Source organism: Vibrio crassostreae (assembly GCF_024347415.1).
Taxonomy (GTDB): domain Bacteria; phylum Pseudomonadota; class Gammaproteobacteria; order Enterobacterales; family Vibrionaceae; genus Vibrio; species Vibrio crassostreae.
The window spans coordinates 1,167,827-1,182,985 of record NZ_AP025477.1 but is presented as its reverse complement, the minus strand read 5'-3'; the positions used below and the strand labels follow the sequence as shown (position 1 = coordinate 1,182,985).

The window sequence follows — 15,159 nt, the reverse complement described above, 5'->3', positions numbered from 1 at the left end:
AAATGCTTGTTATCCATGTTCTTTTTACTACTATTTATAGGGTCAATTTAGACAGTAATAGGAATTAATATGATGAAGGTTTGGCGTTGTCTATTGTTAATGTTGGCGTTTGTCGCATTTGGAAGTTATGCGCAGAGCGTTGAGAAAATCGCAGAAGTACAAGATCAGTTAATGATCGATCTAACAACATTAGAAACGGCGCATGATGCTGAGAAACCCTTTCTTGAAGATATATTAAGGCGTAAGAATCAAGGGCTACGTGAGGAGATTTTTACACAACTCTCTTCAGACAAGAAGGAAGGGCTAGATGCCATTCTGGCTCAGCAGGTTGAACTTTTACAAAAATTGCTGACATTGAATGAAGGCAAAATCGTTTCAATGAGTAAAGAAAACCGTTCAGCTGAGGGTGACGCTAAGAAACGTCTTGAATTACGCATTCAAAAACGAATCGGAATGATGGATGTTTATTATCAACAACTAGCAAAGACACTCACTTGGTCGAAAGATCGTGGGGTCGATGTCGCTGTACCTGAAACAGCTCTAAAAGTAGACTTGGTGTCTCGCTCTAAATACTTGACTAATGCCATTCTTTACACAGACACACAGCGACAAGATCTAGAAGCGCGTTTGTCTTTCGTGAATGAAGAAGAGAAAGCGACCATTAAAAAGGAGCTTGAGCGTTTCAGCGAGCGTACTAGTGTAATGGTGGCGAGCTTAGAAGAAACCATCACACTAATGGAACCGTTTGGCGTCGACGTGACTTCTTACAAGAGAGTGTTGCTGGCGACGACAGGCGACATTAATGCCGATGTGTTGGATGTTGATGTTGCACTGGAACTGTTGGATGGTTGGCTTCGTTCGTTCAGTTCATGGGCTTTTGAAAATACGCCTTCTTTTATCGTTAAACTCGCTCTTTTTCTCGGTATTTTGTATGTCACTCGCCTTATAGCTAACGTGGCTCGTAAGACCGTTCGTAAGAGTGTTTCGCACTCTAAAATGGACTTCAGTGTCTTGATGCAGGACTTCTTTGTATCAATCGCATCGAAAGCGGTCGTGTTTATTGGTTTGCTTATTGCGCTGTCGCAAATCGGGATAGAGCTAGCACCACTACTAACAGGTTTTGGTGTTGCAGGTGTGATCATTGGTTTTGCATTGCAGGATACGCTGTCTAACTTCGCCTCGGGCTTGATGATCTTGATTTACCGTCCTTATGATGTTGGTGACATGGTTAAAGTGGCGGGCGTGCAAGGCACGGTAAAAGACATGAGCTTAGTGTCGACCACGGTACAAACTATCGATAACCAACGTTTAGTGATCCCAAACAACAAGATCTGGGGTGACGTGATCAACAATATCACGGCAGAACGTGTAAGACGTGTTGATATGGTTTTCGGTATTGGTTACTCAGATGATATCGATAAAGCGAAAGCGGTATTGAATGACATCATTGTCGCGCACCCTCTAGTACTGAAAAAACCAGAGCACATGATCAAGCTTCATACCTTGAATACGTCTTCTGTAGATTTTGTCGTAAGACCTTGGGTTAAGACAGACGATTACTGGGATGTGTATTGGGATGTGACGGAAACCGTGAAGAAACGCTTCGATGAAGAAGGCATCACGATTCCATTCCCGCAACGAGATGTGCATATTTACAATCACGAAGATAACTAAGCGAAAGAGCTAATACGAAAAAGCTAATACGAAAAAGCTAAGTGTGGCTTCGAGCCATCATTCTTAATGTGATATTAAATGGACGCTGAATAAGCGTCCATTTTTTTGGCTGCGGTTTATATTGAGCTTCATTCCTTATATCACTCCACCCATCTTAGAATTACGTTATCATGGGGCAGGCTCAGTCTGGATAGTTGAAATCGAATGGATGATTCACAGCAAAACCCAAAAACGAGAAATACAACGGTAAGAAAAGCGACGCGAATCGAAAGTGTCATGAACTCTGCGATGTGGCATTTAACCCAGAGGGACATGACGGAAAGCGAGTTGATTGCGAAGTTGAAAGTGAAAACGGACAATCAAGATTGGATCGATGAAACTTTAGGGGCTCTGAAAGGATTTGGGTATCTCAAGTCTGACCAAGTGTTCGCAGAACAATTTGTGGAACAAGCTTTTTCTGGTGAATTTGGTTCTCGATATATTGTTGAAAAATTGAAAAAGAAGGGCCTGACGGATTCGGTCATTTCTGATGCCATCCATAAGGTGTCATTCGAAAAGTCTATCGATGAGCAAACCATCTTGATAGACCGAATCAACCACTACTATTCAAGCTTTACCATGAGCCGTGAAAAGCTCGTCGCGACCCTACAAAAGCGTGGCTTTAGCTATCAACAAGTTAAGGTAGCGATTGATCAGCACCCACAAGCGCATCAACTGAAAAGTAACATTCAAATTAAGGCCGAGAAAGCCGATTTGGAAAAAGAGGTGCTTAAGTATGCTCGTAAAGGCAAAGGCTTGACTGCTATTCAGCAAGAGCTTAGACAGCGACAAATCGACACCAGTGAGTTGTCATCGCTGATCGACCGACTAATCAATGAGGAGCAACTGGATTTTTACTCTTCGTGTTTAGAGCAGCTTCAGAAGAAATCTTATGATCTCAACGATCACAAAGAGCGCTCAAAGGCGTACGCAATGTTAAGTCGCAAGGGTTTCTCTTCTGACGAGATTAAATTTGCGTTGAGTGAAGGTAACGAGTAGCTAAGCCGGAAAAATTTCCTATGTAGTATGTTGGTTTGCCTTAAGTAACTATTGGACATTACCTTGTTACGAATAGAGTCCATTCGTATGGAAAAAGATATGGTATATCTGCATAAGCGTCGCCAAATTTAGTGAACCACTACAGGTGCCCGATAAAAATCAATGTAATTAAAGAAGAGGGATTCAAAATAACGTTTGAATCCCTCTTCTTTGGAGCCACCTAGCTAATTTTATTCATTCTTGATTTAACCACACTAAAATAGAACACTGATTATTACGTTGTACACGGATATCCATTACCAGAAATGCTATGGAAGTAGCGATAATTCCTTTTCAAAATGTTCAATTTTACGCTGTTCTTCTTCAATCTTTATTTTGTACTTAGCTATTTTATCTTCTTCTTGATAAGTTTCGGCCTCACTAAGGTCTGAACGATACTCTAGAATTTCATCTTGAGAGTCTTCAATTTTTTCTGTTAGCTCATCTTTAAGATCATCATTGCTACAGAACATATTTACTTGCTCTAACGCATCACTCAATCCATCAAGTTTCTCTGTGTGTCCATTAATTTTTGCAATCTCCATTTTGTGCTGAATTTCACATGCCTTTTTATCACAGCCCACTTTTTCTGAACAATCAGAGGCAAATGCTGCAAGTGGGAAGAAAAATAATGGTAAAGATAACAGTAGATTGGTGTGATTTTTGAACATTGGAATTACCTGTTACTAAATGAATAAAAGAGTCTAGAAGAGCAATTTACAAGGAAACAACATCAGGCTCTATACTGTTTATCCGTCAAATAAACACAAATGGCATATCGCGCGATCAATTGGCAAATTACACAGTGAACTCGATACTTTTCTTTTTCATCTTTTGGCTATAGTAGCTAAAGTATTTAAATGACTGATCACGGTCGGCCGACATATTTTGATAAAAAGGGTTATTAACGAGCGGCAGTGGATCAACCCTAAAAAGAAACAAACCAAACATAGAACGCTTAGGCGTCAAGTATAAATCGTATAAAAATTGTGCCATCGCGGGGTCGTGCACTGGAATAACGAATGAAGGTTTTTTTATATTATCAGCGAAATATTGAAGTACCTGTTTTCTAATCGATAAGCTGATCGAGCCAACACTTAGCAGCATATCCGTCTGATTATCATAAACGATATGACCCACCATTAACCCTTTGCAGTAAAAGCAGAGAATGACGAGGTTATCAACGGAGAGGTGGTCAGCGTTATAAAATTTCAAAAAGTCTAGCGAATAGAGCTTTGAGTGAACCGATAATATATCAGTCCATAACTCGCTAGGAATCGATTTGACTGTGTAATTAACGACATTGTCGATTACGTAACTATAAGATATATCTTGATTCACTGGAATTTCACTCAACTTAACTGAAGGTGAAATTACGTCTACTTCTTTCGCATCAAACTCATACACTTGGGCAAAATAATTGGCAATGCCCAAACGTCTCAGTAAACTTGTTTTGGTTTCTCCCCTTTCCCATTTGCTTATCATTACTTGATTCACTCCCTCAAAGGCTCGATGGGAATGGGCAAGTAAGGTTGCTAGCTCTTCTTGTGACAAGCCTTGCTCTTCACGAAGCCTTTTTAATTCATTGGAAAAATCATCTCGAGTCATTGAGTTCCTACCGCTTTCCATCTACAAATCAGTTTACTTCGCTTTATTGTAGTATCGCTCTCTAGAGCCCCCAAATTAATAGTTATCACATTAGCATTATTTGTGGGAAATTCAGCTACCAGCAAAATGCCTAACTATACCCGTAACTCGTAATGGGGCAAAAATGAGTTATGTCACTACTCATTTTTGCCTTTTTCACTAGTATTAAAATTCAATCTATCGACCGTATTTTCCAACGATGAAGTGCTCAAACTCATCACACATTTTATGGTTTGATTTGTCATTATTCGCCAACTCGGTTGCTCCATCGACGATCGATATCTTCGCATTTAAATCAGTGACTGGCGCACGTTCTCTTGTCGACAGTTGTTTGATTTTTTGCTCCTCAATCGCCCAAGCTTGTTCTGGTGATAAATTACATTCATCTGCAAGGTATTTGGCATTGAAGCCTTCCCCGGTAAGGCTTTCTATTGTTCCGTTATGGTTCACGCTATTGCCTTTATGCCAATAGTGTTTCGCTAACAAAGGCCCGATCTCTGGGTTATCCGTTAAGTAACCAAACTTGTCGGTGAAATAAGCACGAGTTTGATACACCGCCATGTGAGCCAATAGGTAACCTTGATATGAACAAGATGCTTCATCTGACAATAGATGTGGGATCGCCATCAGTGGGCGAGGGCTGCAAGCCAATCCAAGAATTGCTTTTTCACTGCTACGTGCAAGTGCCGTGATCTTTTCAGGTGTTAGATCCTTATCTGCTAGCTCGTACAGTGCTCGCTCAAAGTAAGGGACTACAAGAATACTGCGCTCTTGATAGGCTCTAAACGGTTGTTTGTTATCAATAATCGCTTTAATCAATTCGTCTGGCACAGGTTGGCCTTCTGAATTGAGCGCGTACTGTTTTAACCAATCGGCGTCGTTCAACAAGCTGTCACAGAACATAGATTGAGTTTCAGCGTAAGCCATCGAGGTGGGGGCAAACTCTTGAGAGAAACAAGGCGCGTTCATTTTTACATTAGCAAAATGCGCTGCGTGTCCACCTTCGTGAAACAAGGTATTAATCCCATCATAACCACTGCCTACTTGATCGGGCTTAGCGTTGCTCGTGAAGTTAACTTGAGCCGCAACCCAAGCGCCTTGGTCGTAGAAAGAAGGGATTGGCCCATGACAGAAGCCATTAGGATACTTTCCTTTACGATCAAGCAAATCCAATTTCAATGTCGCTTGAGAGTATTCGATGTTGAGGCGACCAAAAGATTCTATCCAGCGTCTCAGTGATTTTGAGAAGGGAACATAAGGGTCTAAGTCATTCATAACGTCACCAGCAAAAGAGTAGGTAAAGTTATGAGCTTGCAGTGCACTTTCACCTTTCTGCTTAGCTAAGTTCGTTAGACTTTGTTGATGGCTATCGCGCGTACGTACGTCGAAGTCGTCCAGGATCGTAAACAGTTGCTCTGTTGTCATCTGCTCGGTTTTAACGACTGAGTAATCAAAAAAGGTTTTATAACCCAGTGACTGAGCAAATTGGTTACGCTTTTTGATGAGCTCAATGAAGCCATTCACCAGCAACCACTGTTCTAAATCGAGCAATGTTTGGTGTGCAGAAAGTCTTACCTTTTCATTACTATTGGTTCGAACTGTTGAGCCGAGAACGGGCAACGAACCTTCTGTTTCATCACCCGTTTCATTTACGTAAGTCATTACGTGATTTTGTTTTTTCTCAAACAGTTCGGCTTCAAACTTGATGAGGTCTGCTTTTAGCGCTTGTGATTGTTGAGATTCAATAGTGTGCGATTTGAACGTAGCTAGCCAACCATTTAGCCCTGCTAATGTGCTTTCTTTTTCTTGAGGATCTTGAATCTGGTCGATGGTACCTAATTGAGCTTCGATTGCCGCAATCTGTTCAGCTGAACTTAAAAACTCGGTCCACTGGGTTTGCGCTAGGGTTGAACCATCATGATCGTCACTGATGCCCATATAGGTATCCCAAAAGAAGTCCTCTTTCGCTTTATGAGTCGCAAGATACTTTTGATTCAATTGGTTGAGATAGTTCGTTGCAGTCATGACATTCCTTGAAGATTAACCAGTAATTTCAAGATTATGACACATTCACAAGATGTATTTTGTGACATTACATATAACGGAATGTAAGTCACATGGCTATCAAAGCGTGTTGAACCAATACGGCTTCATCAGTTTGCCGCCAGAAGCCATTCAACGTAATAAAGTAAGACTATCACTTGAAGAGCCTGTAATAGAAGGTGGCTATAAATAATCAGTATGATGTGTTGTACGTGAATCGTCGGGATGGTACTGTTAGTCCCGTAATGGTTCTCAACGTGACGGATTACGTTATTCGGCGATAGAATTTATCTAGCGGGCATGTATGCCCGTTTTTTTTCGCCTAAAATTTGTCGGTCAGGCGTTTGTTTGTTGATTGGTCACGTATAATGAACGCTTCATGCCGCACGAAATAAGCACAATTAATGAGAACTCTTCCTGTCTTAATCCTACCTTTTTTATTGGTTTTGAATGCCATTGTATTTTCTGCGCAAGCAACCGAAAGCTGGTGGCTGCGAACGGTATTCAACACAAGTTCAGATCAACCAAGTTCTCAAAACTATATCAACGATGTCGATCTTATGGATTGTGGTGATGTAGAAGGTACTCTGCTGTGCAGTGACCAAACCAAATATTACGATCTGGATGTTTATGTTGAACTGGAGCTAGGTGAATCAAGTATTGAAGTGGTTCGCTTAAGCTTGCCATATTCGAACTTAAGTTATACCAAGCTTCAGGCTTACCTTCGTCAAGATGGCTTTGCTCTGAGTTCAATCCGTATTGGGGAAGATGAGTTCGATGTCGTCGCTCAACTCGAACACGCAAAACGTGAGGGCGTTGGTTTTGATGAGGTAGATAAGCAGCTCGTAGAATTTATTAATGCACCACACCATTCATCTGATCAAGTGAGTTTATGGAACGTTCCTAACTCATCATCTGCTAGTTCGTCTTCTCCTTGGGTTCAGTTACAGAGTGATGGTGATAACTTAACGGTTGAACTAAATCGCTTTTAATTGCTCAAATTTATAGATGCTTTCGTAATTCATTAGAGAGAACAAGCCGTTTGGAATAACGGTTCACGGGCAGACAGCAAGTTATTATTCATTTAAGTGTTCGTTTTTCTGTGGCTCTCACATTTTTGGCAAGCGTTTACTTTTGCCATTTGTTATACGTTGAGCCTTCGGTAAAACGAGCTTAGGATACGTTCAGTATTGATAAAGGAGACAACCCATGGTTGCAAGAGTAACGACAGCGCCACAAGGCCCAGAACTTTCTGAGTTGGTGCAAGGATACTGGCGTACAGCTGAATGGGGCATGACCCCGAAACAACGCCTGACTTTCCTTAAGCAGCACATTGATCTTGGCATCACAACTGTTGATCACGCGGATATCTACGGTAACTACCAATGTGAAAAGTTGTTTGGTGAAGCATTAGCACTTGAGCCAAGCCTTCGTGATGATATTCAAATTGTCACCAAGTGCGATATCAACTTATGTGGTGACCACACTCCTGATCGTAAGATCAATCACTATGACACCAGCGCACACCACATTTACCAATCAGTAAATAACTCGCTAGAGCGTTTAGGTGTTGCCGAACTCGATGTATTGCTTATTCACCGTCCAGATGTACTGATGGATGCGGATGAAGTAGCTGAAGCGTTCGCAGAGCTACATAAGGTCGGTAAAGTTAAGCACTTTGGTGTTTCTAACTTCACACCGCGTCAGTTTGAATTGCTTCAATCTCGCCTTGGTAAGCCATTAGTTACCAACCAAGTTGAAATTAACCCACTGAACTTCGAAGTTGCCCATGATGGCACCTTAGATCAACTACAGATGAACCGCATTCGCCCAATGGCGTGGTCTTGTCTCGGCGGCGGTAGCATCTTTAGTGGCGATTCAGCACAAGCGATTCGCGTTCGTGATGAACTCGAAGCGATTCGCAAAGAAGTGGGTGCCGACAGCATTGATCAAGTGATCTACGCATGGGTACGCCGTTTACCGTCTAACCCAATGGCCATTATTGGCTCTGGTAAGATTGAGCGCGTTAAGACAGCTGTTGATGCACTGAAAATTGAACTGACTCGCGAGCAGTGGTACCGCGTATGGGTTGCATCTAAAGGTCACGGTGTGCCATAGAAAGCAATTCATATAGAAGCGAAAGCCAGCTAAGAAAGCTGGCTTTTTTGTGTTCGCCTAACCTATTTCTGCAAAACTGTGATTAAGGTGGAATAATTTTCAAAAACACTCATAATGCACTCTGTTTTTCACCAGTTGGATATTTCCATTGAGCACTTCAAAATTCTCTTCAATCGCCCTTAAACCAGAGCTTCTAAATACGTTAGATTCTCTTGGTTATACTGAAATGACGCCGATCCAAGCGTTAAGTCTTCCTACTATCCTAAATGGCAAGGACGTTATCGGTCAGGGTAAAACGGGTTCAGGTAAAACAGCTGCTTTTGGTTTAGGCGTGCTGCAGAACCTACGCGTTAAGCGTTTCCGTGTTCAGTCTTTAGTGTTATGTCCGACTCGTGAGCTTGCAGACCAAGTAGCAAAAGAGATCCGTACTCTTGCTCGTGGTATTCACAATATTAAAGTGCTGACACTATGTGGCGGTATGCCAATGGGCCCACAGATTGGTTCATTAGAGCATGGCGCACACATTCTTGTGGGCACTCCTGGTCGTATTCTTGACCACCTAGAGAAAGGCCGTATTGACCTGTCTGAGCTGAACACACTTGTGTTAGATGAAGCGGATCGCATGCTAGAGATGGGTTTTCAAGACGCTTTGGACGCAGTGATTGAAGCGGCGCCAAAAGAACGCCAAACTCTGCTATTCAGTGCAACTTTCCCTAAACAGATCAAATCTGTTGCAGACCGCATTATGCGCAACCCAGAAATGGTGAAGGTTGAGTCAACGCATGACCACTCAAGCATCCAGCAACACTTCTACAAGCTAGAAGGTTCTGAAGCTCGTGATGATGCTCTAGAGTTGCTGCTACTTCATCACCAACCGGAATCTGCGGTTGTGTTCTGTAACACTAAGAAAGAAGTGCAGAACGTAAACGATGAGCTAAGCCACCGTGGTTTCAGTGTTATCGAACTTCATGGCGACATGGAACAGCGTGAACGTGACCAAGCTTTGGTTCAGTTCTCAAATAAAACCATCTCGATTCTAGTGGCGACAGACGTTGCGGCTCGTGGTCTTGATGTTGATAACCTAGATGCTGTATTCAACTTTGAATTGTCTCGTGACCCTGAAGTTCACGTACACCGCATTGGTCGTACTGGCCGTGCAGGAAGCAAGGGCGTTGCTATCAGCTTCTTTAGTGAGAAAGAGATGTACCGTGTTGCTCAAATTGATGAGTACATGGATATGCCGATTGTGCCATCTGAGCTTCCAGCAAAACCCATTGCTAAGCCGTACTACTCAAACATGGTAACCATTCAGATTGATGGCGGTAAGAAAGCTAAGCTTCGTGCAGGTGATATTCTTGGTGCATTGACTGGTCAAGGTGGTATTGATGGTAAATCAGTAGGTAAGATCAACTTGTTCGCAATGCGCGCTTACGTTGCTGTAGAACGCTCTGTAGCTAAGAAAGCACTGAACAAGATCGAATCAGGTAAAATGAAGGGTCGTCAATTCCGCGCCCGAATCCTGAAGTAATTCGAGACTGAAGCCCTTTGCTGTGATATGTCTAATTAATGACATTGCTAATTCATGGCATTGCAGTAAAGGGTGTTCTACAAAATGTTACTCAAGTTTCTTCTCTTAGGTTCGTCGATCTAGTCCTCTATATCAAAGCATTATTCATCGGGTCTTATCGAATAAAGATCGTTGATATGTTTTCCTTCGCTAACATACCAATTCATCGCTTCCTGTCGATTGTGAACGAATATCGTGATTGTGGTTATTGAACCATCATCAAAATAACAAAGCTCATATTCTAAATCGCTTGGGTACTCAGGAATAGCGGCCATAGCTTGCCTCCCAAATATCAATCATTTGAAAATACGCTAACCCGTTTCTTTTATAGGGTTCGTATTGCGTCAAATGAGTAATAAAAATCAAGTTACATCACTGCCGTTAATTATTTTTAGTTTAATCATTTGCCTAAATAGACGGTTTAGCAAGGTGAAGTCTCAATTTATCTGAAAGTTTTTACGATCAGCTGCTTTTATAGCTAATGTTATAAGATCAAGGGTGAATCTGATAAATCTGTTTACAGGTTCGCTGATCAGTAAAGGGTTGTGAGAGGGTGTAATGAGAAAATGTCGTTGGTTAATGTTATTGGTGTGCTTCCTATTTGCTGGGTGTGGGACGAAATTCGCCTATAACAATATCAGTTGGTTTGCGGTCAGTTATATCGAAGACTTTGTTTCGTTATCCAATAGTCAAGAGTCTGAGCTAGAAGCCCGTCTAGACTCATTGCAAGCCTGGCATAAAGAAACTCAACTCCCCTTGTACATTTCGCAATTAGAAGCGATTCAAAGTATTACTCGTCCTGATATGAACTCTGCCTTTATCGTCGACCAAAGTGAGCAAATTAAAAATCATATTCGTGCGATCGTTAATAAGTTTGCACCCGATGTGTACGCGTTAAGTATGCAACTTAGCCCTAAGCAAGATAGTGAATTCTTAAAAAACTTTAGAGAAAAGCAGCAAGACTATTACGAAGAAAGATTGTCGTTGAATGACGAAGATTCCAGAGAGCGATATCGAAATCGGATAGAAGAGAGACTAGAGCGATGGCTAGGATCGGTATCGAAAGAACAAAAACAGATTATATATACTTGGTCTCAAGAGTGGGTAAATACCAACGCTAGTTGGCGAGAATATCAAAATAATACCTACCAAGATCTTACGATACTTATGGAAAAGAAGAGTGACTTACATATCGCTCAGCCGATTATTATGAAGTTGCTTTTGAACAATGAGTCTTATTACCCTGACGGTTTGGAATCTCAACTCAACAAGAATATGCAGACATCCGCCAAGTTTTTAGTGGATATCGCATCGGTAAGTAGTGATAAGCAATGGTCTTATTTCATGAATGAATTAGAGAGCCTTGAGGCTTTGTTGCGTAATTATATTTAAAGATAGAGCTACCCCGTTTCGGGTATTTCTTAGTCAATACGACAAGTTTCAGGCATCCCTAACCCAGTGAGCTTGTTCAACGCTTTTATCATCGCGTAAGTCTCACCCACCTGCGCATTGTAATTTCTTAAGCTCAATCGTCCTCCTAGTAACTGTTTAACTCGATACATCGCGGTTTCTGAGAGTGAACGTCTGTGGTATCCATACCGCTCTTTCCAATACTTATTTGAGCCGTATAACTTCTGGCAACCCACTGCGAGATTTCGAGGATGACCGCGCTCCCAGAAGGCTGCCCCTTCTCTTGGGGGAATAAGCGCAACGGCTCGCTTAATCTTAATAGCAGCGTGACACGCTCTCGTGTCGTAAGCGCCATCACCAGACACCTCAAGGATACTTCGGCGTGTTTGTTTCAGTAAATTCGGGAGGACCTCTCCATCTGTAACCGTCGATAAACTTAGCTCGGCTGCAATGATCTCGTGAGTGCTTGTATCGACTGCAATATGCAGCTTTCGCCAAACTCTCCGCTTGCCATCTGCCCCGTGTTTTTTGACTTTCCATTCACCTTCGCCATAAACCTTAAGGCCAGTCGCATCAATGGCTAAGTGCTGTATCGCTCCTCTCGTTTTACTCTTAAATGAGACCTCAACTTGCTTGGCTCTACGACTGATGCAGGTGTAATGTGGACAACTCAATGGAACATGGGCAAGTCTAAATACCGAGTCGATAAATCCTTGCAGCGCTCTCAGTGGCATAGAAAAAACTCGTTTTACCATGAGCGCTGTCGTGATAGCTAAGTCACTGAATCGACGTGGCCTCCCGCGCTTATTCTGTTTGCTTTGCGCCCACCCGCTTATCGCCTCTTCATCAATCCAAAAGGTCAGAGAGCCTCGATTAATGAGTGATTGGTTGTATTGCTTCCAGTTGGTTGTTTTGTAAAGAGGTTTAGGCATGAGGCTACGAGAGATAGTGGATGTAACTGATCAGATCGTAGGCTCTGGATTTAGTTCCATTGAATTACGCAACAAAGCCGAGCCTTGAGTCAACTTTGATGACTTTGCAAGAGTAGGGCGCAAGTATGCCTTGCTAATAAAAGAAAAGGCTATTCTAGAAATATAGAGCAGCCTTCACTTATTCTAATTATTCCGAATGCACTTAACCTCGATTACTCATCAGCAACTTTGGAATAGAGCCTTTCGCTGTCTTCGATATTTTTTGCATCAGTTGAAAGCTTGGTTGCTGAATACCGTGGTCGCTTTGCAGTTCATCAATCATCAATAACCATAAACGTGCTGTCATCTCTGAATCGGCTAACGCTCTGTGGAAGGTGCCGTCGTTGTCGATATTCTTGAAACGCACAAGGTCGCCTAGCTTATGAGTCGGTGCGTCTTGGATTAGGCGGCGAGCAATCAGCATTGAGCAGGCAAATTGTCCATTGTAATCACGACCAATGTTATCTAACTCTGCATCAAGAAAGCGTTTATCAAATGAGGCATTGTGAGCGACAAGTTGGCTGTCTTGAATGAAGTCTGCAAATTCATTCATCACTTCACTGCAACTGGCCGCTGTGCTTAACATGCGGTTACTGATTCCGGTATAGCCTTCAATGAATCCACTGACACGAAACCCTGGGTTCATGAGTTGTTGGAAGGTGTCGACGACTTCGCCATTAACGAGTTTCACCGCACCGATTTCAATCGCTCGGTCACCCATATTTGGTGATAAGCCTGTGGTTTCGAAATCGAGAACGATAACGGAGTCTGCGGAGTGTGTAGCCATCGTGTTTCCTAATTGCTATTGGGTGGTATCGTTTTATATGAGGCGTTTGGTTCTGCTATAGGTGAAGCTATTATGTGTTACTGCTAATAGTGAGCTCAGTGTAACCCGTCGTATCATCATGCTCTCTGTTGAAGGTCAAAGTATCGTAACGGTGAATAATCAACTCAGCGGTGGTGGCGATAATCGTTCCCTCCAGCAGATGCCCGCCAATCACATCGCCATTCTCATCAGCAACGGATATATGAACGTGCTGATGGTTAGGCGTTAACGTTGCCATCACAGATACGATTTCGAACGGAGCTTGAACTAGCTTGGTGTTGTTGGCATTAGCTAAGCGAATATTGAGTTGAGAAACACATCCTACACAAGACGCAATAGAGCCCGCGGAGATATTGTGTGCTGTCACTAGCCTCTGGATCTCAAGCTTTAGGTCTTGGCCTCGGGTTAATCTCGTTGCGATAGGAGTAATCATCTCAATACCTCTGTTTTATCTGTGTATCAAAGAACAAAACGAAGCCACAGAGGGCTTCGTTTAAGTAATACGCCGGCTAACACGTTATCGCTGCTAGTTAAGCTTTGATAGTTACTTGCCTTCTTTCTCTTGCTGTTCTCTTTTCTTCTTAGGAACGAAGTTCAATACTGAAATTGGTACTTCTTTGCGTGGTTCGAAACCTTCAACAACGCGACGTTCAATCAAGTGACCGAGACGCTTTTCAATAATGCACAGGTTCTTGAAGTTATCTTTCGATAGGAAAGAGATCGCTTCGCCAGACGCATCAGCACGGCCTGTACGACCAATACGGTGAACATAGTCATCAGCAGGGAAAGGCATGTCGTAGTTTACCACGCGGCTTAGGTTGTCGATATCGATACCACGAGCAGCAACGCCAGTCGCTACCAAGTACTTTAGACGACCTTTCTTGAAGTCAGCCAAGATCTTTTCACGGATCGCTTGGCTGCGTCCACTGTGGAAAGCTTCTGCCTGAATGCCACGCTTTTCAAGTTGAGCCACTAACTTAGCCGCGCCATGTTTAGTTTCGATAAAGATAAGCGCTTGATCCCAATTACCTTCGGTAATCATGTGGCTCAATAGTGCTGACTTACGGTCTTTATCTACCGTTACCAACCATTGCTCAATGTTCGCTTTAGACGCGTCAGTTTTCGCAATTGAAATCTCTTCCGCTTCACTGATAGCACTTTTCGCTAGCGCACGAACTGGCGTTGAAAGCGTTGCCGAGAACAGTAGGTTTTGGATGTCTTGTGGTAAACGCGCAATGATCTTGTTGATGTCTTCAATGAAACCCATGTCTAGCATGCGGTCTGCTTCATCAAGAACCAATACTTCAACTTCATCAAAGTGAACGGCACGTTGTCCGTACATGTCGATCAAACGACCTGGAGTTGCAACCAGAATATCAACACCTTCAATCAGACGATCTTTTTGATGTTGGTAAGACACGCCACCGTACATCGCTAATGAAGTTAGGTTTAGGAACTTAGCGTACTTAGTGATGTTCTGTTCAACCTGAACAGCCAGCTCACGAGTCGGTGTAAGAATCACGGCGCGAATACGTTTTTTACGCTGCGTTTCACCTTTGCTTAGCATTTCTAAGATAGGGAGAACAAAGCTCGCAGTTTTACCTGTACCCGTTTGTGCTGCCGCAATAAGGTTCTTACCAGAAAGTACAATCGGAATTGCTTTTTCTTGAATAGAGGTTGGCTTTTCATAGCCTTGTTTTGCAACGGCTTTAACAATAGGTGAGCTTAATCCAAGCTTGGAAAATGGCATAAGTTTCTCGGTATGATTTGGCTAAATAGCGATGGAAAGGTTTAACAATCTTATACAAGGATAAGATTAATGGCGG

General features: G+C 42.6%; 14 protein-coding genes and 1 pseudogene. 7 read left to right on the top strand and 8 right to left on the bottom strand.

The features are described from left to right. Nucleotides 1-69 precede the first annotated feature (69 nt). Complete coding sequence (locus OC193_RS21070) at nucleotides 70-1,674, top strand: mechanosensitive ion channel family protein (protein ID WP_048662354.1); 1,605 nt, start codon at nucleotides 70-72, stop codon at nucleotides 1,672-1,674. A gap of 204 nt (nucleotides 1,675-1,878) precedes the next feature. Then, entirely contained in the window at nucleotides 1,879-2,712 is an 834-nt protein-coding gene (locus OC193_RS21065; RefSeq protein ID WP_048662353.1) for a RecX family transcriptional regulator, read from the top strand. 308 nt (nucleotides 2,713-3,020) lie between these two features. On the opposite strand, the gene OC193_RS21060 is transcribed toward OC193_RS21065, so the two are convergent. The 3 genes from OC193_RS21060 to OC193_RS21050 all read right to left on the bottom strand — a co-directional run bounded on the left by OC193_RS21060 (nucleotide 3,021) and on the right by OC193_RS21050 (nucleotide 6,423). Then, the gene (locus tag OC193_RS21060; RefSeq protein ID WP_048661054.1) at nucleotides 3,021-3,422 is read right to left on the bottom strand and encodes a DUF1090 domain-containing protein; all 402 of its coding nucleotides are present in this window, start codon (nucleotides 3,420-3,422) and stop codon (nucleotides 3,021-3,023) included. 127 nt (nucleotides 3,423-3,549) lie between these two features. Beyond that, complete coding sequence (locus OC193_RS21055; protein WP_048661053.1) at nucleotides 3,550-4,359, bottom strand: helix-turn-helix domain-containing protein; 810 nt, start codon at nucleotides 4,357-4,359, stop codon at nucleotides 3,550-3,552. 216 nt (nucleotides 4,360-4,575) lie between these two features. Next, the gene (locus OC193_RS21050) at nucleotides 4,576-6,423 is read right to left on the bottom strand and encodes a M3 family metallopeptidase (RefSeq protein WP_048666373.1); all 1,848 of its coding nucleotides are present in this window, start codon (nucleotides 6,421-6,423) and stop codon (nucleotides 4,576-4,578) included. Nucleotides 6,424-6,523: 100 nt separating this feature from the next. Between OC193_RS21050 and OC193_RS21045 the strand changes: the two are divergent. The 4 genes and pseudogenes from OC193_RS21045 to dbpA all read left to right on the top strand — a co-directional run. Further along, nucleotides 6,524-6,634, top strand: a pseudogene (locus OC193_RS21045) (PstS family phosphate ABC transporter substrate-binding protein); the annotation flags it as partial. Between the two features lie 211 nt (nucleotides 6,635-6,845). After that, entirely contained in the window at nucleotides 6,846-7,433 is a 588-nt protein-coding gene (locus OC193_RS21040; protein WP_048662351.1) for a hypothetical protein, read from the top strand. Between the two features lie 217 nt (nucleotides 7,434-7,650). Further along, nucleotides 7,651-8,559: an aldo/keto reductase gene (locus tag OC193_RS21035; protein WP_048662350.1), complete on the top strand. Its 909-nt coding sequence runs from the start codon at nucleotides 7,651-7,653 to the stop codon at nucleotides 8,557-8,559. Nucleotides 8,560-8,707: 148 nt separating this feature from the next. Beyond that, nucleotides 8,708-10,087, top strand: coding sequence for an ATP-dependent RNA helicase DbpA (gene dbpA, locus OC193_RS21030; RefSeq protein WP_048662349.1), 1,380 nt, complete (start codon nucleotides 8,708-8,710; stop codon nucleotides 10,085-10,087). A 140-nt stretch (nucleotides 10,088-10,227) separates the two neighbouring features. Here dbpA and OC193_RS21025 read toward each other — a convergent pair whose 3' ends face one another. Then, the gene (locus tag OC193_RS21025) at nucleotides 10,228-10,401 is read right to left on the bottom strand and encodes a hypothetical protein (RefSeq protein ID WP_048662348.1); all 174 of its coding nucleotides are present in this window, start codon (nucleotides 10,399-10,401) and stop codon (nucleotides 10,228-10,230) included. A gap of 283 nt (nucleotides 10,402-10,684) precedes the next feature. On the opposite strand from OC193_RS21025, the gene OC193_RS21020 reads away from it, so the two are divergent. Then, complete coding sequence (locus OC193_RS21020; RefSeq protein WP_210437839.1) at nucleotides 10,685-11,518, top strand: DUF6279 family lipoprotein; 834 nt, start codon at nucleotides 10,685-10,687, stop codon at nucleotides 11,516-11,518. A gap of 29 nt (nucleotides 11,519-11,547) precedes the next feature. Here OC193_RS21020 and OC193_RS21015 read toward each other — a convergent pair whose 3' ends face one another. The 4 genes from OC193_RS21015 to OC193_RS21000 all read right to left on the bottom strand — a co-directional run bounded on the left by OC193_RS21015 (nucleotide 11,548) and on the right by OC193_RS21000 (nucleotide 15,083). Next, entirely contained in the window at nucleotides 11,548-12,468 is a 921-nt protein-coding gene (locus OC193_RS21015) for an IS5 family transposase (protein WP_048661579.1), read from the bottom strand. Between the two features lie 202 nt (nucleotides 12,469-12,670). Next, entirely contained in the window at nucleotides 12,671-13,294 is a 624-nt protein-coding gene (locus OC193_RS21010) for a 3'-5' exonuclease (protein ID WP_048662346.1), read from the bottom strand. Between the two features lie 70 nt (nucleotides 13,295-13,364). Next, nucleotides 13,365-13,766: a PPC domain-containing DNA-binding protein gene (locus OC193_RS21005; RefSeq protein ID WP_048662345.1), complete on the bottom strand. Its 402-nt coding sequence runs from the start codon at nucleotides 13,764-13,766 to the stop codon at nucleotides 13,365-13,367. 111 nt (nucleotides 13,767-13,877) lie between these two features. Further along, entirely contained in the window at nucleotides 13,878-15,083 is a 1,206-nt protein-coding gene (locus OC193_RS21000; protein ID WP_048661141.1) for a DEAD/DEAH box helicase, read from the bottom strand. Nucleotides 15,084-15,159 lie beyond the last annotated feature (76 nt).

Bases quoted from the DNA above. Each gene is read 5' to 3' on its own strand.
- OC193_RS21060 (WP_048661054.1), bottom strand. From the start codon at position 3,422: ATGTTCAAAAATCACACCAATCTACTGTTATCTTTACCATTATTTTTC.
- OC193_RS21000 (WP_048661141.1), bottom strand. From the start codon at position 15,083: ATGCCATTTTCCAAGCTTGGATTAAGCTCACCTATTGTTAAAGCCGTT.
- OC193_RS21050 (WP_048666373.1), bottom strand. From the start codon at position 6,423: ATGACTGCAACGAACTATCTCAACCAATTGAATCAAAAGTATCTTGCG.
- OC193_RS21010 (WP_048662346.1), bottom strand. From the start codon at position 13,294: ATGGCTACACACTCCGCAGACTCCGTTATCGTTCTCGATTTCGAAACC.
- OC193_RS21055 (WP_048661053.1), bottom strand. From the start codon at position 4,359: ATGACTCGAGATGATTTTTCCAATGAATTAAAAAGGCTTCGTGAAGAG.
- OC193_RS21015 (WP_048661579.1), bottom strand. From the start codon at position 12,468: ATGCCTAAACCTCTTTACAAAACAACCAACTGGAAGCAATACAACCAA.
- OC193_RS21035 (WP_048662350.1), top strand. From the start codon at position 7,651: ATGGTTGCAAGAGTAACGACAGCGCCACAAGGCCCAGAACTTTCTGAG.
- OC193_RS21070 (WP_048662354.1), top strand. From the start codon at position 70: ATGATGAAGGTTTGGCGTTGTCTATTGTTAATGTTGGCGTTTGTCGCA.
- OC193_RS21005 (WP_048662345.1), bottom strand. From the start codon at position 13,766: ATGATTACTCCTATCGCAACGAGATTAACCCGAGGCCAAGACCTAAAG.
- OC193_RS21040 (WP_048662351.1), top strand. From the start codon at position 6,846: ATGAGAACTCTTCCTGTCTTAATCCTACCTTTTTTATTGGTTTTGAAT.
- OC193_RS21025 (WP_048662348.1), bottom strand. From the start codon at position 10,401: ATGGCCGCTATTCCTGAGTACCCAAGCGATTTAGAATATGAGCTTTGT.
- OC193_RS21020 (WP_210437839.1), top strand. From the start codon at position 10,685: ATGAGAAAATGTCGTTGGTTAATGTTATTGGTGTGCTTCCTATTTGCT.
- OC193_RS21065 (WP_048662353.1), top strand. From the start codon at position 1,879: ATGGATGATTCACAGCAAAACCCAAAAACGAGAAATACAACGGTAAGA.